Source organism: Pseudobutyrivibrio sp. OR37, from assembly GCF_900113655.1.
GTDB lineage: Bacteria > Bacillota > Clostridia > Lachnospirales > Lachnospiraceae > Pseudobutyrivibrio.
Window position 1 is genome coordinate 19,329 of record NZ_FOQF01000004.1, and the last position, 22,121, is coordinate 41,449.

Genomic DNA, 22,121 nt, shown 5'->3' on the forward strand with positions numbered 1-22,121 from the left:
AAAATAGGGTTGACTAATCGTCAACCCTAGTAATTTTAAGTAATTATGACCTCTTCCTGACCAAACAATGAAATTGTCAGCAAGAATCTATGAATTTAATTTATCAAGAAGTTTGATAGCTGCCCTGTGTTTTGCCTCAAGGACTGCTACGCCAATACCTGCTGTGGAAACTCCAGCAAGCCCTACAAACCACTTTCCTCTGGCCAAAAGCCCAGCGACTGTAATACCTGTAGGTGTTTCCTCCTCTGGGATAGTGACTACCTGAGGTAATTCTTCGGCTATCTCTGGAGCATCCTCCTCAAGCGCTGCTGCATCATCGCCTGCGCCGAAGCCGCCATCTGCCGAGCTATTGTTGTTTATAATAGGATTTACAACGTCTTCCTTTTCAAGCTCTTCTTCCAATTCTTCATCAAGCACCTCATCCGGGATGAGATTGACGATTTCCTGAATAGGCTGATTAATAGCTGGAACTATAGGTATAGCTGTAAATCTATTATTGTATGAAACCTTTGCTTGATTAAGTAATTCTTTTGCTTGAATCAAGTTTTCCTTTGCGGAATCCATTTTAAGCTTGGCTTTTTCAAGCTTGGCCTCAAGGGCTGCCTGCTTAGCTGCCGTAGCTATATCATCAGCTCCATTAAGAGCCGCCACACTATTCTGAAGGCTGATTACCCTTGACTTGGCATCAGCGTAATCTGCTCTTGCCTTGCTAACCTCTGACAATAATCTTGCATAATCAGAAAGCTGTGTTCTAACTGAAGCTATATGGGCAACGTATGCCTTTTCATTACTTTCAAAAAGTGCCTTGCCTTCATTAATGTGTCTTTCGAAAAGCTGGGCATATTTTGAATATTCCTTGATAGAAAGATTGCTGCTGTTTTCGTAATCTATTCCAGCGGCTCCTCTTTTTGCTGCAGCCTCTTTTGTAACTGCTGCTATAGCATCTGCATAGGAAGAATATTCCTTGCTTGAGGCAGCCTCAGAAAGAGCATATTCTCTCACATATCGTACAATGCCCATTCTATATTCAGCAGCTGTGCTGATAACACGCTTGCCTGAACCTGCTAATCTATTAACCAAAGACTGATAGCTTTCTTTAGTCATAACCGGATAATAAACTTCAACCTGGTCGTAAAAGATATTGTATTTAAGATTCAATGCATAATGAACTAACAGTGGTGTCTTTGTGCCTTCTTTATATTGGATATCTGTATTGTAGTAGAATGGATTATCAACGTAATTTTCTGCCACTGCAGCCTTACCCTGAGCTATTGCTTTGGCATCAGAATAATTAATATATGAAATAGTTCCATAATAACTGGCTTCCTGCTTGTATCTAGGAATATAGAAGCCTGTAGCAGTCCAATACTTTCCTATTTCGATTCGATTGTTTTCTAATTCAGAGGCCTGATCTTTTGTGATGCGCACAACCTGTCCATTGGCATCTGTATATTCATAATAAAGCTTGTTATCGTACAGGCTGATTTCGCCAGTAGCTTTATCCACATCATATCCATAATCTGCTGTGACTGTTCGCAGGATATTGCCATTTTCATCCACAACATCGTAAGAAATAGAAACAAATTTATCATTTGAAGCCAATACCTGGAACTGGGAAATCTGCTGGCCGTCTTTTAGCTCTTTATTAGGGATGTAGTAGTATTTGACTACAGTCTCAACATAGGCAGTAACATCGGCGTGATTATCCTCGGCAGCAATGAGTGCCTCGGCACCTGCATCCACAAGTCCCTGTCTGGCAGCCTCTAATTCTGCCTGCATCTTTTGTAATTTTGCTTCGGCCTCTGATAGGGAAGCTTCAGCTTCACCTAAATCATTAAGTGCCTTTTCTTTATTGGAATTGTAAGCGGCTACGGCTGTTTGATAGTCTTCCTTTGCCGCAACGAAATCGTTAAGAGCTTTATTATAAGATGCTTCAGCATCCTCGAAATCATTTGATGCCTGTTCAACAGTCTTTTCAGCATCAGCTATAAGTGTCTCGGCGTCATTCTTTGAGGTATTTTTATCCACAACTGCTTCAGCTGCTTTGTTGGCTTCCTCGTAAGCCTCTTTAGCACTATTATCTATAGTTTCGGACTTTTCATCAGCATCTGAGATAATGCCTTCCTGCTGTCCTACTGCCCCATCCATAGCCTGCTTTGATTTATCGATATTTGATACAGCTTCTGCTGCGTCCTTTATATCTTCCTGTGCTTCAGTAGCTTCAGGGATATCTGTATTATTTACATTATCTGGGATTGTTTCTTCTATAGATTCAGAAAGAGCATTGGCATCTTCAGAAACAGCAGCTTCGTCATCATAAATGATTTCTTCGACAGGGGCATTTGAGGAGACGCCAAAAAGGCTTTCAGATTCATCTGAAGCCTCAGCCTGCACTGGAACTGCTACCATGCCAGTTAATGAAATTGTCGACAAGCCACATGCTATGACTCTAGCCGAACTGTACTTCATAACCTATTACCCTTTCATAATTTACCTACTACTCTCATAATAGATTAACAGAAAAAAAGCCAGACGCAATAGTTTTGGCAAGATTGTCTAAAATCTGGCAAAAACTATTGCGTCTGGCTCTGGTATTTATTGGTTATTGTATTTATATTCATCAATGGTTTGGATAAGCTCGTTCATCTTTCTTGTGGATATCGGGTAGGCACTCTTATCTGTCATAAATACCTCATTTCCCTCGATATAATCGATGAAATCCATATTTATAATGATTCCTCTATTTATGATGATAAATCTCTTATCTGCCCCAGTCATCTCCAAAAATTCGCCTGATGTCAAGCGGGCTCTGATCAATGTGCCTTCTTCCTTTTTTATCTCCAAATAATGGCCATCTGTTGTAATCGCTATAATGTTTTTCAGCATTACGCGTTCGTCCCTGCCTGCATTTGAGACTTTAATAAAGGCTGTATCAAGTGGTGTGTGCTCGAGTATCTCAGTAAACACCTGATTTATTCTTTCCATTGTAAATGGCTTTGTTACATAATCGAAAGCATGCAATGAGAATGCATCTGGATAATGGCCGTCCGATGCTGTTAGAAAAATCAAGAAGGTTCTTTCTGTCCTACGTCTCAAGGTCTTTGCCGTTTCAATCCCGTCCATGCCAGGCATATAGATATCCATGAATACGATATCATACCTTTTTTCTGATAGTGCATCTATAAATTCCTGACCACCAGAAAACTCTTCCACAACTATCTGAATTTCCTTATTTTTCGCAAGCTTTTCAACCATAACCTTAAGCTGCATGCGAAACATACTTTCATCATCAATAACTGCTACTCTCATACTCGCTCCCCTTAGTAAAACGACCTTTTTTAAATAATACCACAATTTAAGTATATTGATAATGAAAATCAGAAAATTATTTTATATAATATGTGTATGAAAATATTTTTAGACCATATCCTATATATTAATATCATTTTACTTATGTCGGGAGCTGTTTCAATCCAGCTTGGTGTTGTTTTTTTGAAACGAGAAAAACACACCCATGGTTTTTTCAAATACTCAGTTTTCCTTCTTGCTTTCGGAAATGGGCTTTGCCTTACTGGGTATTCCATTATGTCCATCAGCCCCAGCCTTCATCTGGCCTATATCTTTAGAGTTATAGGCTTAATTGGCATAGATATTTATCTGGTTGCAGAAATAATGCTGATAACCAGCTGCCTAAAATTCAGTAAGATTGCAGAGTACTCCATTGTCACCATTGCATTTATCGCAGCATTCTTCGATATTTTAATCTATGGACATCCTGAGACCGATCATTTTATCAGATATAACGATTTCACAAGCTATGTCCGCTCAGATCCTTACAGACATATTTTCCACTACACATATTTAATAATCCTAACCTTCTGCTTGATAATTATCAGCATTGTTTGGGCGCTAAATTCCAAATATCGTCGTGAGAAAAGGCTGATATTCTATACTTTTGTTTCCAATACCATTCTAGCCCTTTCCACCATTCCAGATTTGATAAAAATATATGTAGATATTTCCTTTGCTCATATTTTTTATTGCTGTGGAATATGTATTGCCTTTATGGTATTTTACACTGCTGCAAACAGCTATATGGCATTCTATATCACTGTAAATAGTATCAGTAAAGATATTTTTTCAACTCTGGCCGCAGGACTATTAGTCTTTGACACTAATTACCACCTGAATCTTTCCAACGAATACGCCAATAAGCTGCTTGGTCTGGATAAAGAGCCTCAGCGAATCCGTCTAAAGGAAATCTTCACTTTAAAAAGCGGTGAGCCACTGAAGATGTTTGAAAAAGCTACGGAAGGCTTTGCTATTGATTATAGATTGACCTCTGAGGTTACAAAAAAAGTAGTACTTGTTAATTTCTCCTGCAAAATGGATAAGAACAACGAGCCAATGTGTTACATCCTGGTAGCCACGGATCTTACAGAAGAAAACAGACTGGTACAGGAGGCACAGGCTGCTAACGAGGCCAAATCTCAATTTATTAGTAATATCTCCCATGAAATACGAACTCCTATCAACATCATCACCGGTATGGACGAGCTTATTTGCAGAGAGTGCACTGATAAAACCATTTTAAAATATGCTGAAAATATTAATATCGCCTCTAAAAATCTGGCATCGCTAATCAACGATATATTAGATTTTTCAAAGATAGAATCTGGAAAGCTTGAGATTATTTCTAATGAATATCAACTGAAAACAGTCATTAACGACTGCTACAACATGTTCATTAATCTTGCAGCCTCCAAGAATCAAACCCTGTCTATAAAGTGCGATACTCATATTCCTAGAAAGCTTGAGGGTGATGAGGTTCGACTTAAGCAAATTCTTTCAAACCTGCTGTCAAACGCTGTTAAATACACTCCTGATGGTGGGGATATTGTTGTAAATGTAGGCTACAAAAAAGCCTCTGAGGACACACTCATTCTTGTAATATCTGTAGTAGATAATGGTATAGGTATTAAGGAAGAGGATTTACCACATATTTTTGAAAACTTCCAGCGCTTTGAGCTTTCCCGCAACCGCTCAATCCAAGGTTCAGGACTGGGACTTTCTATCACTAAAAACCTGGTATCATTACTAAACGGTTATATAAAGGTAGAAAGTGAGTATGGAAAGGGCTCCACCTTTACTGTGGAAATTCCTCAAATTGCCGTCGATTATACTCCAATCGGTAATATTATGGACGAATACAATAATCCGAAGACAATGCATAAATCAATTTTCACTGCACCTGATGCAAGAATCCTTAGCGTAGATGATGTGCAGATGAATCTGGATGTAGTCGTTGGTCTTTTAAAGAAAACCAAGATTCAAATCGATTCTGTTTTAAGCGGTGCAGAAGCGTTAAAAAAGCTTGATGAAACAAAATACGATTTGATTCTTTTAGATCACATGATGCCTGAAATTGACGGCGTAGAAGTGCTGAACAGCTTGAGGGCAAATATGACTTGCATAAACAATACCACTCCTGTAATTATGCTTACTGCCAATGCAATGATTGGAGCTGATAAAAACTATTTAAAGATTGGTTTTGACGATTACCTTTCAAAGCCAATACGTCCGATTGAACTTGAACAAATGCTTATAAAGCACCTGCCTCCTCAGCTTGTTTGTATGGCGCCAGAGGATGAACCAGAGGATAATGTGGTGGAGATGGTCGGATTAGAAAACAAGCTGAAATCCGCCCTAAGCTTCTTAGATGTAAAGGCTGGTCTTGAGTTTGCAGCCAATGATGAAGATTTCTATAAACAGATTCTTAACACCTATATGATTGAAGATAAACGTCCTATGATGGAAAAATACTTCCATGAAAAGGATTGGAGCAATTATCAAATTACAGTTCATTCTTTGAAGGGAACATCACTTACAATTGGTGCTCCTAAACTGTCAGAAATGGCAAAGTCCTTGGAATTTGCTGTAAAGGAAAACCGTCTTGATTACATCAACGAGCACCACTATGAAGTCCTAATGGAATATGGTGATTTATTGAATAAACTAAAGGATGCAATGGAAAATGCCTAAGCGATACCGCTTAGGCATTTTCTTTATCTTATCTAATCAATCCATCCTATTTTTTTTAGGCCGTAATAAATTCCATCCTCTTCATTGCTTTTAGTAACATTCCTGATTCGCTCCTTTAATTCAGCTGGGGCATTTCCCATCAAGAAAGGATTTCCCACAGCTTCAAGCATATCCAAATCATTGTAATGGTCACCAAAGGCTACTGCGTTATTCAAATCGATGTCCCATTTCTCACAAATAATCTGCACGCTTTTACCTTTAGTTATCCCCTTATTCATAACCTCTACAAGAATATCAGAAGAACGAACGATTGATAAATGCGGAAACTTTGTTTTAAGCTTTGTTTCAATTTCATCTGTAAGATTAGGATTGCACATACAAAGAAGCTTGCCAACAGGGGCTCCATCTGAGAGCATATCAACAGTTCCTTCTGTGGCATCCACCTCAACAATAGCTTCTTCCCTGGCTACCCTCTCATCGGCTCTGTTATTAACAATCCAGGAATCCATGGAATAAATATTCCACGTACAATCCAGCTTTTCCTGCTCCAGGTAGTTGATAATTGCCACAGCTGTATCCTTTGAAAATCCATTAGAATACAGAATCTCACCATCAACATCGATTATAAGTGCCCCACTATAGCAAACTATAGGGCAGATAAACTTATATCTTTCAAAAATAGGATAAACCCCTGTTGGTCCTCTCGCGGTAACAATTACAAAAGGAATATCCTGATCTTTCAGCTTCTTTATAGCTTCATAGGAGCTTTTTAGCATCCTATGATTATTATCCAGTAAAGTTCCATCTATATCGCAAAAAACTATCTTATTCAATCAATCCGCCTCCGCAAGCTAATATATAAGGGCAGTGTGGTTACACTGCCCTCTTTTAAAAGAGTTATGAAGAAGAAATTACTTTAAAAGATCTAATCTTGAAGGATCATTTGCAAATACTTCCTTGGCATTGTCTTTTGTTACTACTACAGGAGGAAGCTCGTAAATAGGAACTTCGATAACACCATTGTCTGCTGTTACTGATGTTGAAGGCATTCCATTTCCTGCCTGAAGTGAGTTGATAATTTCGATTGTTTCCTTAACCAAATCATCTGTTGGCTTTGCAACTGTTGAATACTGACGTCCCTGCCATACCCATTCAACAGATTCGTTTTCAGCATCAAGACCAGATACTACAGGAATCTCCTGACCAGCATTCTCGCAAGCTGTGATACATGCTCTTGCGATACCATCGTTAGGGCAAAGGACACCATGAATATCTTTGTCTGAATAGAAGCCTGAAAGAAGTGAATCCATTCTAGACTGAGCCTTTGCATTGTCCCAATCAACTGTTGCGCACTGTGTAAAATCTGTCTGACCAGAAACTACTACTACTGTACCATCATCAATCTTTGGCTGAAGCACTGACATAGCACCTGTGAAGAAGTTTGGTGCGTTAGGATCTGCTGGACCACCACCAAAAAGCTCGATGTTGTAAGGGCCTTCACCCTTCTTTTCCTCTAATCCCTGAAGTAAAGCCTGAGCCTGAAGCTCACCAGTCTTTACAGAACCAAACTGTACAACGCCATCAACACCTGTAGTATTCTCAAGGAGACGGTCGTAACCGATTACGTATACTCCAGCTTCCTTGGCCTGCTCAAGTACAGAGCCAAGCTGTGAACCATCAACAGGTCCAACTACGATTACTTTTGCGCCATTTTCAATCATAGATTCAATCTGCTGTTGCTGCTGAGTAACCTTCTGGTCTGCAGCCTGAACGATTGGATTGTAGCCAGCCTCTGCAAGCTGCTCTGTAAACATATCCTCAGCTTCCTTCCAGTTCTGAGTTCCAAGCCATGGAAGAGATACACCGATTGTTGCCCCCGCATCAAAACCTGGCATATCTGCTGTAGTTGTTTCTTCAGCTGCAGCCTCTGTTGTTTCTGCTGCAGGCTGTTCTGCTGTATCAGTAGCTCCCTCTCTACTGCCCCCACAGCCAGCAAATGTTGCAACCATCATAGTTGCCACCATTGCCATTGATAAAAGTGTTCTTTTTTTCATTATCCATCCTCCTATTGTTTTTTTATTTTGAAAAAATTCTACCGATGATAGAACTCTTTCCACTCTTTTTGTTATATACATCAAAGGCTACTGCTGCTAAAAGTACAAAGCCTTTGATAACCTGTGTCTTATCAGCGCCTACACCCATAAGCATAAGACCATTGTTAAGTACCGCCATTACAAGTCCACCGACGATTGTTGCAAGTATTGTTCCAACACCACCAGATACTGCTGCACCACCGATAAATACTGATGCGATTGCATCCATCTCCCAAGATGTTCCATCTGCAGGGCCGGCTGCTGTTGATCGTCCTACAAAAAGTATGCCCGCTACTGCTGCAAGAAATGACATATTCATCATTGTAAGGAAATATGTTTTCTTTACATTTACACCAGAAAGAGCTGCTGCAGCCTTGTTTCCACCTACCGCATATACGTGACGACCAAACTTTGTACGCTGTGTGATAATGTGATAAATGATTGTAAGTAAAAGCAGTATAAGTCCTGGTACTGGGAAAGATGTACCAACACGTCCTGAACCAAAAAGCCATGTGAAATATCCAATTAGAACTGTCATAAGGGCTATTCTTACAATTACTGCCCAAATCGGATCCTTTGCACCTGTGCCATCGCCAGAGTGCTTGTACTTCTTCAGCTGGGCTACGATATAGCAAACAATTCCAATGATTCCAAGCAAAAGCGTTGAGTTGTTCATGCCTGTAAATGCTGGACCCCATTCTGGTAGATATCCTGCGCCAAACCATTTAAGCTGTTCTGGAGCTGGAACTGAGATTGAATGAGAAATCCAAATAACTCCTCCACGGAAAATCATCATACCTCCAAGTGTTGTGATGAATCCAGGAATTCCAAGCTGAGCCAAAAAGAAGCCATGCCATGCACCAGCCAAAAGACCGATAGCTATTGCAATAAGCACTGCGCACCACCAAGGGATATTGTAGTTTTTAGCAACAAGCGCCATCACCATTCCAGAAAAACCTGCAACAGAGCCTACTGACAAATCAATCTGACCAATTACAATTACCATCAGCATTCCAAGAGCAAGTACAAGTACGTATGCGTTTCCTGAAATCAAATTCTGGAAGTTTGAAGATGTAAGCATTCTCCCACCAGAAATAATATTAAAAATAATTATTAACAAACCTAAAGCAAGTACCATTGTGTATTGGCGAAGGTCTCCGCCTAACACCTGTTTAATGTATTTCATAAATTATTCCGTCCTTTCGTATCCACATATTAGTTAGATGTGATTGTCATCTTCTTCATCAGGCCTTCCTGATTTGCCTCGCTGCTTGCCAGCTCTCCTGTGATAGCACCTTCAAAGATTGTATAAATCCTATCAGCCATTCCAAGAAGCTCTGGGAGTTCGCTCGAAACAAGTATTACCGCTTTTCCTTCATCCGCTAATTGATGAATGAGCTTGTAAATTTCATATTTAGCTCCAACATCGATACCTCTTGTAGGCTCATCAAGAATTAAAATATCTGGCTCTGTAAACATCCATTTTGATAAAACTACTTTTTGCTGGTTACCGCCTGAAAGAGTAGTAACTCCTGCTTCCACATCTGAGGTTTTTATCTTAAGTGACTTACGATATTCCTCCGCTGATTTTTTCTCATCATTCAAATCTAGAAGCCCATTTTTTGTAATCTTATCCAAATCGGCAGATACGATTGTTTTTCTGATTGAATCCAGAAGATTCAGCCCTAAGTTTTTTCTATCCTCTGGCACATATGCCAAGCCCTGCTTTATTGCAGCTTCCACGGATGTGAGCTTTACCTCACGTCCCTTTATCTTTACTGTGCCACCTCTATATATTCCATAATTTCTTCCAAATAGTGAGCGCATTAATTCTGTTCTTCCTGCACCCATAAGCCCTGCAAATCCCACAATTTCTCCAGCTCTTACATTGAAGCTGGCATTTTTGCAAAGCATTCTTCCTTCAACATCAGGATCTTCTACACACCAATCCTTTACCTCGAAAATGATTTCACCAGGATGTGATTCATGCTCTGGATAACGGTTTTCGATAGAGCGTCCAACCATGGCCTTGATGATTCTGTCCTCATCCACCTTGCCAGCCTCCACCTCATAGCTTTCCACAGTGTGTCCGTCTCTGATTACAGTTACATCATCTGAAACTGCTGCAATTTCATTTAGCTTGTGAGAAATCATAATACAAGTGATTCCTTTATTCTTAAGCTCCACCATCAGATTCAGCAGGTTTTCTGAATCCGCCTCGTTCAAGGCTGATGTAGGTTCATCCAAAATCAAAAGCTTTACATTCTTCGAAAGTGCTTTTGCAATTTCTACAAGCTGTTGTTGACCAACGCCAAGATGCTTAATCAGTATGTCTGGATTAATCGATAATCCTACCTTTTTCAGTATTTCATAGGTGCGACGTTTTTCTTCAGCCCAATCAATAAGTCCCCTGCTTGCAATCTCGTTACCCATAAAAATATTTTCTGTTATGGATAGCTCTGGAATCATGGTCAATTCCTGATGTATGATTGCAATTCCAGCACTCTCAGACTCTTTGATGTTTTTAAACTTCATCTCTTTCCCCATATAAATGATTTTGCCATCATAAGTACCGTATGGGTAAACACCAGATAACACTTTCATCAGTGTAGATTTTCCTGCACCATTTTCCCCGCATATAGCATGAATCGTGCCTTCTCTCACTGAAAGGTTAACATCATCTAGAGCTTTGACGCCTGGGAATTCTTTTGTGATTCCTCGCATCTCAAGGATTAAAGAATCCTTCTCCATATTCTATTACCTCCCTTTATTATGCATGAATTTAGTTAGTAACTAAGTATTCACTAGGTTTTCTAAGCACCCTGTCTGTAGCTATGGCCGCTGCACCATATAATGTTGGGTCAATGCTTAGATTTGATATTTCTATCCTTACTCTTTCCCCTATTTCTGGTAGGGTTCTTTCCTTTACCACCCTTTTGATTGTTGGCAACAGCAATTCGTTCCCCTTTGAAATGCTATCACCTATTACTATGATTTCCGGATCGTATGCATTTATCAATGTCACACAACCGTAACCTATATATTCAGCTATTTTTTCAACTAGCGTCTTTGCTGTTTCATTGCCCTTTCTTGCTGTTTCAAAAACTCTTTCACATGCTTGGGCTCTGTTTTTGTAGCTCTCTTTAAAAAGCTCTGGAAGCTTTTCTTCGGCTTCCTTCAAAAATGCCATTGTAGAACAATAAAGCTCTAAGCAGCCTCTGTTGCCACACTCGCAAGTAGGACCATTGTAATCAATACTGATGTGACCAACCTCACTGGCTATACCCTGATTTCCAAGAAGCAGGCTATCGTGATCAACCACTCCCGAACCAACACCTTCACCAACCAGGAAATATGTTAAGGATGTAAGAGGTCTGCCGTGATTGCCAAACCACCACTCTGCCAAAGCTCCTGCATTGGCATCCTGCTCGATGAAAACCGGCTTGTCAAACTCCTCCTTGAACTCTTCTATAAAGTTTACATTGTGCCAGCTAGGCATCCTTGTAACCATTGCTATATGTCCTTCTTTTCTAAGATAAGGACCAGGAAGAGCCAAGCCGATGGCTACTACTTTTTCGTATTTTTTTAACAGGGCTTTTATCTGAGCTTTCATGTCTGACAGAACCTTGCCTGCTTTTTCCTCTAAGCTGTACTCTGTCTCACTTTGCTCATAAAGCTTTCCTGAAATATCAAACACGCCTATAGCATATACATGTCTTGAAAACTTTACTCCTATAACCAGATTTTTTTCGGCGTTTAATCTAAGTCCTATGGAACGGCGATTACCTTTGCCCTTTACACTGCCCACCTCTGAGACAATTCCCATATCAATCAGATAAGCAACAAGCTTTGTGATAGATGCCTGGGTTAATCCCATGAGCTTTGCAATCTCTGCTCTGGTGCATTTATCCTTTTGCTGAAGGATTCGCACTATAGCGGAACGATTCATCTCTGTTAAATCTGTTGTATTGTTTCCTGCTACCTCATTTATCTTTTTCATTTTCTACCTCGAGATTAGTTTCGGGTGTTAATTGATTAACACTGTTAATACATTAAATGCTTTTTATAATCCGGTCAATATGTTTTCGGATAATTCAATCATCTTTGTGAATGATTGTGAATTAGCTCATTATAATTTTATAAATATCTCACAAATACCTTAATTGCGCCTTATTTTGATGCAAATAATCACCCAAATAATCACTATTTCACGGTATTTGAGGTAAAATCGTCAAAATTAATGATTATTTTAAAAAAAGTAATCACTAACTTAATCATAAAAATCAGCTATTTCTACAAAAAATAAAAAAGGAACTGTGCACTTTTTAGGTACACAGCTCCTTAACTGTTTTATATATTTAGCTGATTATAATTACTTGTCAAAAGTTCCTGCTACCTTATCAAGTAAATCTCTGATTGGCAGATGCTGTGGGCAAACCTTTTCACACTTGCCACACTTAATACAGTCAGAAGCCTTTCCATTGTCACTTCCACTTACTAAATCATAGTACATACCAGAGTTCCAATCATGGAATGCCTCGTGAGCATTCATTGCTGAGAACATATCTGGAATGCGAATATTCTTTGGACAATGATTTTCCTCGATGCAGTATCTGCAGCTTGTACATGGAATAAGATTAAGGTTCTTAAAGATACCTGTAACACGAGCAACTGCTCCCATTTCCTCATCTGTTAATGGTTCAAAATCCTTCATGAAGCTAAGGTTGTCTTCCATCTGCTCCATGTTGCTCATTCCTGAAAGAACCATAGCCATGCTTGGGAAGCTGGCTGCAAATCTAATTGCGTAGCTAGCATTGCTCTTGTCACCTAAATCTCTGAATACTTTATCAGCCTCTTCAGGAAGATTTACAAGACTACCTCCCTTAACTGGCTCCATAACAATAACTGGCTTATTATGCTTCTCGCATACTTCGTATACCTTACGGCTTTCTACAGAAGCGTCCTCATAATCTACGTAGTTGAACTGAATCTGAACAATTTCAACCTCTGGATGATCTGCAAGAATCATATCAAGGACCTCTGCCTTATCATGGAAAGAAAGACCTACATGCTTAATCTTGCCTTCCTTCTTAAGCTCAAAGGCTGTCTCGTATGCCTTACATGCCTGGAACTTTTTGTAATTGTCCTTATTCTGAGCATGCATAAGATAAAAATCAAAATACTCTACTCCACACCACTTTAACTGATTTTCGAAGAATGGACGAATATCCTCCTGCTTGTTAAAGTATGGATCTGTAAGCTTGTTTGTAAGCAAGAATTGGCTTCTGTCATATCTCGCTGATAAGCATTTTGCAATGGCTGTCTCAGACTTGCCATCTATATATCCATGAGCAGTGTCGAAATAGTTAAGACCAGATGCTATAAAGGCATCAATCATCTTAATGAACTGTTCATGATCAACTTCCTTGTCCTGCATTGGAAGTCTCATACATCCAAACCCAAAGTTACCATGAATCTCTGGAAAAAATTTATTTTCTACCATCGTATACCTCCCGTTATTACAATCCTTTTACCGAAATATAATAACATGGATATAGTCCTTAATGCAAAAAGCCTGTAGGTATCAGAACTTAAATTCTAATACCCACAGGCATAAAACTTATCTGGACTTTGGCTCCACCAGTCTCCTTAGAATTGGCAAGAATAATCTTGCCGCCGTGCTCCTTGGCGACTTTTTTTGCAAAGAACAATCCTATACCATAATGAGAACTACCGGTTCTGCTAGAATCATCCATGAAAAACTGCTCTGTGCCATGGGCAAGAGCTTCTGGCGTGAAGCCGCTTCCGGAATCCTCAACGGTAAAAATAAGTTCTTCACCGCTGTAAGTAGCAGTAATATTTATTACGCCGCCCTTAGGTGTGTACTCAGAAGCATTCCTCACAATATTCATGACAGCCCTTACAAGGTGGTCATACACGACACTAATAACAGCCTCGCCATTTTCTAAATCTTCCCTCCAGTTTATCTGAAGCTGATAAACTTCTGAAAGTCCCATGGTCTGCCTTTTGATATCAGCCAGAACATCAACAACCTTCACATTAACAGGTTCCTGCTCGATACCCTCCTGAGACTTCGTAACTTCTATAAGGGTCTGCACATAGTTCTGAATCTGAAGTGCACTTTCTGAAATATAGTCCGCATAGTTCTTCTGCTCATCCGTCAGTTCTGTTTCAAATAAAAGCTCGGAATTGCCGCGAACTACTGTAAGAGGAGTCTTAATGTCGTGGGCAAGAGCTGACATCTGCCTGCTCTTTTCCTGCTCAGTCTCCCACTGTCTCTGAAGCGAAGTCTTGAGTGCATATCGCATGTCATCAAGAACCACCAGGCATTCATCAATCTCCCTGACACCTGAATAATTAACCTTAAAATCTAGGTTCCTGTCACCAATCTGCTCTAAGGCTTCCCTCATAGGCGCCATCTTCTTTCTAATCCTGTATCCGAATCTCTTTGCAAAAATCTGCATGATTCCAATACAGCCAAAAAGAATGAAAAATATCATAAGATTTTCGGATTTTGGCAGATGTTCATTCATCCACATGAATCTATACTGAGACATAAGGCTGTACTGCAAGACAACATATTCATCAGTACGGAGAATAACTCTATAGAATTTACCGTCACTATAATTCTTATTCGATAATACCTTCCATGCAGTTTCTACATCTTTTTCACCAAGATCACCTGCGAGAACCTCTCCATCCTCTGAAAAAACCACATAATGGCATACGTCAGGAATCAGATCAGCTGTCACTTCAGTTGCTGTTTCAATCTGTTCACAAACTTCATCTATTCTATATTCCGCGTAGTTAGCCGGGTAGATAACACCGATATTCATAAGCATATCAAATGCAAAATAAACTACGGCAGCCCATATAATGAGTGCAAACCCCATTAAAAAAGTATAGGCCTCAAACATGCTTCCAAGCCCCAGCGTTCCCCGCTTATTACTTCTATCCTTACTCTTTACTCTTCCCATTTATATCCAATCCCCCAAACTGTCTTAATTGGCATATACTCATAGTTCGAGAGTTTTGTCCTTATATTTTTGATATGCGTAATGATTGTGCTATCGCTGCTCTCACTATCGTAGCCTAACACCTTTTCTAGTATCTGTTCTTTTGAAAAAATCTGGCCGCGGTTCTTTGCCAAAAACTCGCATATATCGTACTCAGCCTTTGTGAGGTTTATTTCCTTCTCATCAATCATCATCTTTCGTGATTCAAGCATAAAGCAGATTCTGCCGAGGGCAAGTCTTGCCACATGCTCACGTTTTTCTCTTCGAAGATGCGCTCCGATTCTGGCACGAAGCTCCATTACTCCGAAAGGCTTGCAGATATAATCATCTGCGCCAAGGGCAAGTCCATTTACAAGACTTCCCTCATCCGTCTTCGCAGTGATAAATAGGATCGGACAATCAACTAAATTCCTTATATTCGAGCAGACCTCAAAGCCATCAATTCCTGGCATCATCACGTCAAGTAGTATTAGGTCAAAGCGTGAGAGCTTATCCATCTCAATTTTCGCGGGATCATCTATTTTTGTAACTGTGTGAGAATCCTTAACAAGGACATTTTCAATCATGTTTAAAATGGCTTTTTCGTCATCAACTGCAAGTATGTTTGCCATATTATTTCATCCTCTTTTTTATTAAATCTTGAGCAGATTATTCAGATATCTTATTGCCATCATAGTATGCACTGAAAACATAATATCCGGCTATGCATACACAGACAACTATCAGGTAAATCAGTGCCTGTGACTTAATCTCAGAAAGTGCTCCCCTATCTACAAGCACGTATTCAAGAAATACATCAGGCATTTTGACTGTCCATGAAAATGGTACAATCTTCCAAATATACATTCCCATATCTGTAAGAAATAGTGCACTGATGAGTCCTGAAATTAAACCTGCGCCTATCGTAAGAGCTTTGCCAAAAGCAAAGGCAATAATCTCAAATAACAGATAAAGTGGAATCGCAGAAATCCACATCACAAGGGCCGCCATAACAAACAAGCCAATTGAAACGTTGCTATAGCCGTGAAGCAGATTAAAACCAAATCCGAATAAAACTGCTGTGAATAACAAGGCAAATAGACTAAATAAAAGTAATGTCACTGCCTTAGAAAAGAGCGGTGCAGTCTTACTTCTTAATGTAAGAAGATTTTGGAACGTTCCTGCATTTTGCTCCTGCTCCATTGTACTAGCAATAAATATTCCAATCAATACAGGAAATGTAAATCCAAGAGTCTCATAAAATGCAGTTATCTTATCAGTCTCATTCCATCCTGAAGTGGCATAATAACCAAGAAACACTGCGCTTACTACAATTGGGATAATGATATGGGCTATTGCCACAGGACTTCTTTTCATTTTATAAAAATCCGCGCGAATACATCTAGTAAACATTTTTATCGCTCCTCTCTTTTTTCAAACCAGTTAAGATAAAGATAAGTTAAAATCACAAAGTGAGCGAGTGCGATGAGAATGCCGGGAAAGATTACAGAAGTACTAAGAAGCGGATCTCCAGCCTGTGCTCTCATGCCATTCGGAAGTATATGAAGAAGCGGAGTAACAATTCTATTGGATATTGCTGATACAAATAAAAACCATTTTCCTGAAGGTGCCAAACTTACTCCAAGAATGGCTATGAACAGGCAGACTATGAGTTCAACTACCATTCCGAATTTTTCACTGAGGAATAAGAACAGCGGTATCTGCCAAAGCTCTGTGATAGTAAGAACAACAACCGTCATAGCTGCTCCAATTACCGGAACACTAGTTGTTAAAAAGGCTCCACCCAAGGCTGCTCCCGCAAAGAGCACTGCATTTGATACAAGTACAAGGATTCCAAGATAGGCTATTTTCCCAAGCATCAGCGTTCTTTTCTCTATAGAAAGGGTCTTGATATTGTAGTATCCGTTTTTCTTTTCTCTCATTATGGAAAGATAACTTACAATAGCAATCATCCCCGGAAGGAGAAGCACATACCACCAGTTCCATACACTCTCTGCATATGCATTTGTCATTCCTGATGTAAGCACAAACGCCATAACAAGTGTGATTATAGGGAATACAAATATGAGTTTACTGCTGATGGTTCTTTTTTGTTTTAAAAACTCTGCTTTTATTATGTTAGTCATCGATGTCGTCCTTTCAGTTAATTTATTAAGTGGTTGGAAGTTTACTCTATTTATGCGACATTACTAAGATTACGATTTTTCTTAACAACATCCATGAAAAGCTCTTCAAGATTCTGTCCCGGTAAAAGCTCCCCCTCATATCCGAGCACACCGTCTGAGATTATTCCGATGTAGTCAGCACACATCTGAACCTCTGAAAGGATGTGGCTTGACAGGACTACGGTGATTCCCTGCTTTGGAAAAGATCTTATGAGTTCTCTAAGCTCTTCTATTCCGATTGGGTCAAGTCCATTTGTAGGCTCATCCAAAATAAGAAGATTGGGATTAGCAAGAAGAGCAAGTGCTATACCGAGTCTTTGCTTCATTCCTAATGAAAACTGACCAGCCTTCTTTTTTCCTGTGTTTGAAAGTGAAACTGTTTTTAAAACTTCATCAATTCGGCTCTTTGGAGCTCCAAGAAGTATTGCTCTTACTTCAAGATTTTCTCTTGCTGTAAGATTTTCATAGATTGGAGGATTTTCGATCAATGCTCCAATTTCTTCAAGTACTTCTCTGCTCCAAGGCTTTCCATCATAGATGATTTCACCGGCTGTGGGCTTCATGATTCCCGTTATCATTTTAAGAGTTGTTGACTTTCCTGCACCGTTCGGTCCAAGAAGACCGTACACACAGCACTTCGGTATATTCAGAGATACTTTATTTACAGCTTTCTGATCTTTAAATGTCTTACAAAGTTCGTTAGTTTTAAGCATCATTTCCATTGTATTTTCCTCTTTTTCAAAATATAAATTTGGTTTTTGTTATCACAGGTGTTTTTCAACCTGAAAAAAGAATACGAAGAAAAAATAAAGATTTGATGAAGATTATTAGAAAAGTTTTCATATTTGTATTCTGAAGCCCCTGCAATTTCCATGGATTATTGAATGGCTAGGCACTCATTATGACTTCTTGTGGGCTACTTAAGGAAAAAGCCCACAAGAACCTAAGCTTTAGCAAGTCAGTAAAAAGTGCTCTGTTTTTAAATCATTAAATATTTGAACATTCTTATCACTGACATTATAGACCTGTACGATGTCTTTTAATTCCGTGCCACCCTTAAATTTCTCGTTAATATTATCATATCCTTTAAACAACTCTGGATTAAAAATCGTGTCTTCTTTTCCAGAAAAAACTGCTGTATACAAAATATCCTGTTCCACTAAATCTTGGAACATATGGCTTCCATAAGATAACTCTGGATTGTATCCAGCTTTTCGTTCTTCCATTTCGCATATAGCCTCAAAACCACTTATATCAGCAAAGTTAGTTTGCACACCAAGCTCCGGTGATGATGTTCCTATTCTACCGGGACACATGAGAAAACCATGTTTGTCATTCTCCGAAATAAAGCCATTTATCCTACTAATTAAATGAGCTACATTTACTTTCTCATAATGCGGCATATTGTAATAAGCTATTGGGTCAACATAGACTATAATATCCAGTTTTGATATTCGAGAAAGCCCCATTGAATCCCCGTAACTTTCCAATATAATTCTGTCCTCTGCAATATCATTTGGAATTTGAACCTCTCCCAAATCATTAAATACCTGAAGAGGTCTACACTGCAAAAGATTAATCATATAATCATCGTTTTCCGATAGATTGATGGCATACTCTATATCCACCGGCTGTTGATATTCTGCTTGTATACAGGCCATTATATCTTTAAGGGCATCCATTATTTCCCCTCGTTTTACCAACCCTCTGCAGGAGACAAACATCACCTCATCTTTTCGACCAACCTCACGGAGGCGAGTTTCTGCATCATAATCATGATCAAGGAGCATTGTTTTATGATAGAAAGAAATATTTGGAAGCAGGTCCTTTACCTCAAGTTGTTTTAAGCACCTGTTTATTGTATCCACTACTTCTATTTTTCTTTGAGAGTACTTATGCATATCTGCTGTATTCGTATATACGTTTTTCTCTGGAGCACCTAAGCTAACAAGGCGTGGATAGGAACCCTGAGTTCTATCTACCGCAGATGTGCCAAGTCCCATTACTAGACGAAGCATGCCCTTGCTTTGGTCAATCTCTTTAATAAATTTGTAGGGACTATAAGAATATCCTACTCCCGCTGCACAAGGCATAAAGTTATTTCCATAATAGGAACCGGAAACCCTTTGAATTAATAAAGCCATTTGTTCATCGCGTTTTTCTAGGCCTCTTCTTTTTCTATAATCCAAGGCAGAAGGATTCATGGTGCTGGCGTACACCGTGCGAACTGCATTTTCAAATTCTGCCAACCGCTCTTCATCTGTACCTTGATTAGCACAAAATACTGATTCGTATTTTCCAGCAAAGGCATTTCCAAAGCCATCCTCCAAAATACTGCTTGAGCGGATGATATATGGGTCTTGCCCATAGTATTCAATTATATCCCTAAATTGCTCTTCAATAGCATCATCAAAAGCACCGTTAAGTAGCTTCTGAGAAAACTGCTCAGCTAGGGCAAAGAATCCCTCGTCACTCCTTTGCTTAACCCGCAAATCCCAAAAATCATTATCAACAATATATGTGTAATAAACATCTGAGCCCACATAAAATGAATCATGCGGCTCGATATTCTCATATATCTCCGGCAATTTATTTCTCACGATTGCCCTCGAAAGCAACATGCCGCAAGATTTTCCACCTATCATGCCGGTACCAATCATATGCTCTCGAACTTCAAAATAATCCTCTGGCGTAAAATTCTCCTTTACCATAAGACGCATCTTTTCATCCCGAGTCATCATGATATTGCACATTTTATCTGCGTACTCTTTTACATCCTCGCCGTTTTCGAATAAATCTTTTGCTTTATTAAAAAATCTATCCCAAAAATCTGAATGCTGTTCTTTTTGAGAACGCTGTAGCTTTCCAAGAATCTGATAAAAACGGCTAGATTTCACACCATCAAGAATTGGATAGAAATCGCCTGTATCCTTGTCATAAATATGTGGCATAAGCATTTTTTCATTATGTCTATTCCAAACTTTTTCTGATCGGACATATATGTTTTTATCATCTGAATAAACATCGATAAACACTTGCGCGGTATTTTTTATTTTATTTATGGCATAGGTTGAATGCATACCCCTAAGCACAGGAAAATAGGCCACTGTATCTAATGTAAAGAGAAATGGGCAAGTTACCCTAAAAAAATTCCCCATCATCAAATCTGTAGCCCAAGCAGCTTGAAGTTCTGACAAGCAATCAAAAACATAAAAGGCATCCAATCCCTCATCAGCGATAACATTGTGGATATCCACAGTAAAGGTTTCAAATCTATGAGACAATGGAATATCCACGCGCTTTACTTCTGGGCAGTCTTCCACCAATGGCTCATGACTTGCAAATCTGAAATATATTATATTTCTCTTATCATGCTTTGCCTGCTCAATGTATGGATTTAAAAATAGTTTAAATTCCTCTAAGTTTGATACTCGAAAAACAACATTATCCCCAAGCCTAATGTTATCAAGAGCTTCATCCATCTGTGGAATTCCTGAGTTTACTCTTTCAAAAGCTGCCATAAAAACCTCCCCAAAATAAATAAAAAAGCAGACAGTTAGTCCCATGTGAGACTACATTGTCTGCTTATGTATTATTTTATCACGATATGGCAGATGATTACAATAAATCAATATCACATTGCCTCTTTATATAATTCTATAATATCCTCATATTCAGTTTTTCTTGGATTTGCCATGATATTTCCACTTTTCATCGCATCTTTAGCCATAGCCTTTATATACTCCTCCTTGACTCCTACAGCTGCTAGGCCATCTGGAATTCCCAGTTCAGCATTTAGATTTCTAATGGCCTCTGTAAGCATCTTTGGCTGAAACTGTTCTTTTGTAACCGGCTCTTCAGATATGTAATTATATATTTTTAGATACTTTCCTTCATCTACGGAAGAATTATAATTCACAATCGTTGGAAGTAAAATTCCATTAGCTACACCATGTGGCACATCAAAATATGCACTCACCGGATGGCTCATAGCATGAACATTTCCCAATCTTGCCCAAGAAAAAGCAATTCCTGCAAACAATGAACCTACAAGCATATCTTCTGCCGCCTTCTGGTTTTCCCGGTCAGCAACAAAGGCTCTTATGCTTCTACCAATTAATTCCATTGCCTTCTCAGACATAGCTTCAGTAAATGGGGACGCATCTCTTGAAATATACGATTCCTCTGCGTGAATAAACGCATCTATCCCACATGCTGCTGCAACAGATGCCGGTGTTGTCATGATTAAATTTTGATCTAAAATCGCATAATTTGGAATTAACTCATAGCTAAAAACTGTAAGCTTATAATCCCTTATATGATCTGTTATTACTGAAAAAGCTGTTACCTCAGAACCCGTTCCAGCAGTTGTAGGGATTGCAATCATAGGTATAACTTTTCCTGGAACTTTATGAGCTCCTTCGTAATCAGTGATTGATCCCCCATACTTTGCAACTACAGCCACTGCCTTAGCCACATCCAATGGCGAACCCCCACCAAGAGCAACAATATAATCTGCTTTTGATTCTATAAATGCCTTGGCTGCCTTTTCCACTGTTGTTACAGATGGATTTGCTTCGATATTTGTATAGGAATCAGCATCTATTGAAACTTCATTAAGAAGTCCTTCTACCTTTGACACGATTCCCATTTTTTCCAAATTAGGCCCAGAAATTATGAATGCATGCTTACCATCTAAATCAACTGAAATCTGTCCAACCTTTTCTAATGCTCCTTTTCCAACAATAATCTTTTGTGGAATGGAAAATGTAAATTCTTTCATG

16 protein-coding genes are annotated in these 22,121 nt (G+C 39.1%); 1 reads left to right on the plus strand and 15 read right to left on the minus strand.

All coding sequences use genetic code 11. From position 1 onward, the window contains the following. Positions 1–87: 87 nt before the first annotated feature. Together BM097_RS02940 and BM097_RS02945 are read right to left on the minus strand one after the other, a co-directional pair. A complete protein-coding gene (locus BM097_RS02940) occupies positions 88–2,469 on the minus strand; it encodes a hypothetical protein (protein WP_090545754.1) in 2,382 nt (793 codons plus the stop codon). A 126-nt stretch (positions 2,470–2,595) separates the two neighbouring features. Beyond that, complete coding sequence (locus BM097_RS02945; RefSeq protein WP_090545756.1) at positions 2,596–3,309, minus strand: LytR/AlgR family response regulator transcription factor; 714 nt, start codon at positions 3,307–3,309, stop codon at positions 2,596–2,598. 96 nt (positions 3,310–3,405) lie between these two features. On the opposite strand from BM097_RS02945, the gene BM097_RS02950 reads away from it, so the two are divergent. Further along, the gene (locus BM097_RS02950) at positions 3,406–6,042 is read left to right on the plus strand and encodes an ATP-binding protein (protein WP_177197349.1); all 2,637 of its coding nucleotides are present in this window, start codon (positions 3,406–3,408) and stop codon (positions 6,040–6,042) included. Positions 6,043–6,074: 32 nt separating this feature from the next. Here the strand turns inward: BM097_RS02950 and BM097_RS02955 are convergent, their stop codons facing one another. From BM097_RS02955 to BM097_RS03015, 13 genes are all read right to left on the minus strand, one after another. After that, on the minus strand, positions 6,075–6,875 hold the full coding sequence (locus tag BM097_RS02955; RefSeq protein WP_090545760.1) for an HAD family hydrolase: 801 nt from the start codon (positions 6,873–6,875) through the stop codon (positions 6,075–6,077). A 78-nt stretch (positions 6,876–6,953) separates the two neighbouring features. Continuing rightward, on the minus strand, positions 6,954–8,096 hold the full coding sequence (locus tag BM097_RS02960) for a substrate-binding domain-containing protein (RefSeq protein WP_090545762.1): 1,143 nt from the start codon (positions 8,094–8,096) through the stop codon (positions 6,954–6,956). Positions 8,097–8,118: 22 nt separating this feature from the next. After that, entirely contained in the window at positions 8,119–9,321 is a 1,203-nt protein-coding gene (locus tag BM097_RS02965; protein ID WP_090545764.1) for a sugar ABC transporter permease, read from the minus strand. 29 nt (positions 9,322–9,350) lie between these two features. Beyond that, positions 9,351–10,886, minus strand: a complete 1,536-nt coding sequence (mmsA, locus tag BM097_RS02970) for a multiple monosaccharide ABC transporter ATP-binding protein (protein WP_090545765.1) — start codon at positions 10,884–10,886, stop codon at positions 9,351–9,353. Between the two features lie 31 nt (positions 10,887–10,917). Further along, positions 10,918–12,135: an ROK family transcriptional regulator gene (locus tag BM097_RS02975; RefSeq protein ID WP_090545767.1), complete on the minus strand. Its 1,218-nt coding sequence runs from the start codon at positions 12,133–12,135 to the stop codon at positions 10,918–10,920. A 372-nt stretch (positions 12,136–12,507) separates the two neighbouring features. Further along, the gene (locus BM097_RS02980; RefSeq protein WP_177197350.1) at positions 12,508–13,638 is read right to left on the minus strand and encodes an aldo/keto reductase; all 1,131 of its coding nucleotides are present in this window, start codon (positions 13,636–13,638) and stop codon (positions 12,508–12,510) included. 88 nt (positions 13,639–13,726) lie between these two features. Next, complete coding sequence (locus BM097_RS02985; protein ID WP_090545769.1) at positions 13,727–15,133, minus strand: HAMP domain-containing sensor histidine kinase; 1,407 nt, start codon at positions 15,131–15,133, stop codon at positions 13,727–13,729. Further along, entirely contained in the window at positions 15,121–15,783 is a 663-nt protein-coding gene (locus tag BM097_RS02990; protein ID WP_090545771.1) for a response regulator transcription factor, read from the minus strand. Before BM097_RS02990 ends, BM097_RS02985 begins: the two co-directional genes overlap by 13 nt. Positions 15,784–15,820: 37 nt before the next feature. Then, entirely contained in the window at positions 15,821–16,564 is a 744-nt protein-coding gene (locus BM097_RS02995) for a lantibiotic immunity ABC transporter MutG family permease subunit (RefSeq protein WP_090545773.1), read from the minus strand. Positions 16,565–16,566: 2 nt separating this feature from the next. Continuing rightward, on the minus strand, positions 16,567–17,298 hold the full coding sequence (locus BM097_RS03000; protein ID WP_090545775.1) for a lantibiotic immunity ABC transporter MutE/EpiE family permease subunit: 732 nt from the start codon (positions 17,296–17,298) through the stop codon (positions 16,567–16,569). Positions 17,299–17,348: 50 nt separating this feature from the next. Further along, positions 17,349–18,059 carry a lantibiotic protection ABC transporter ATP-binding protein gene (locus BM097_RS03005; RefSeq protein WP_090545777.1) on the minus strand — a complete coding sequence of 237 codons (711 nt, stop codon included), beginning with the start codon at positions 18,057–18,059 and terminating at the stop codon, positions 17,349–17,351. Positions 18,060–18,287: 228 nt separating this feature from the next. Continuing rightward, positions 18,288–20,858 (minus strand): PEP/pyruvate-binding domain-containing protein, encoded by a 2,571-nt coding sequence (locus tag BM097_RS03010; RefSeq protein ID WP_090545780.1) that lies wholly within the window; start codon positions 20,856–20,858, stop codon positions 18,288–18,290. 113 nt (positions 20,859–20,971) lie between these two features. Then, a complete protein-coding gene (locus BM097_RS03015; RefSeq protein WP_090545782.1) occupies positions 20,972–22,120 on the minus strand; it encodes an iron-containing alcohol dehydrogenase in 1,149 nt (382 codons plus the stop codon). Between the last annotated feature and the right edge of the window lies 1 nt (position 22,121).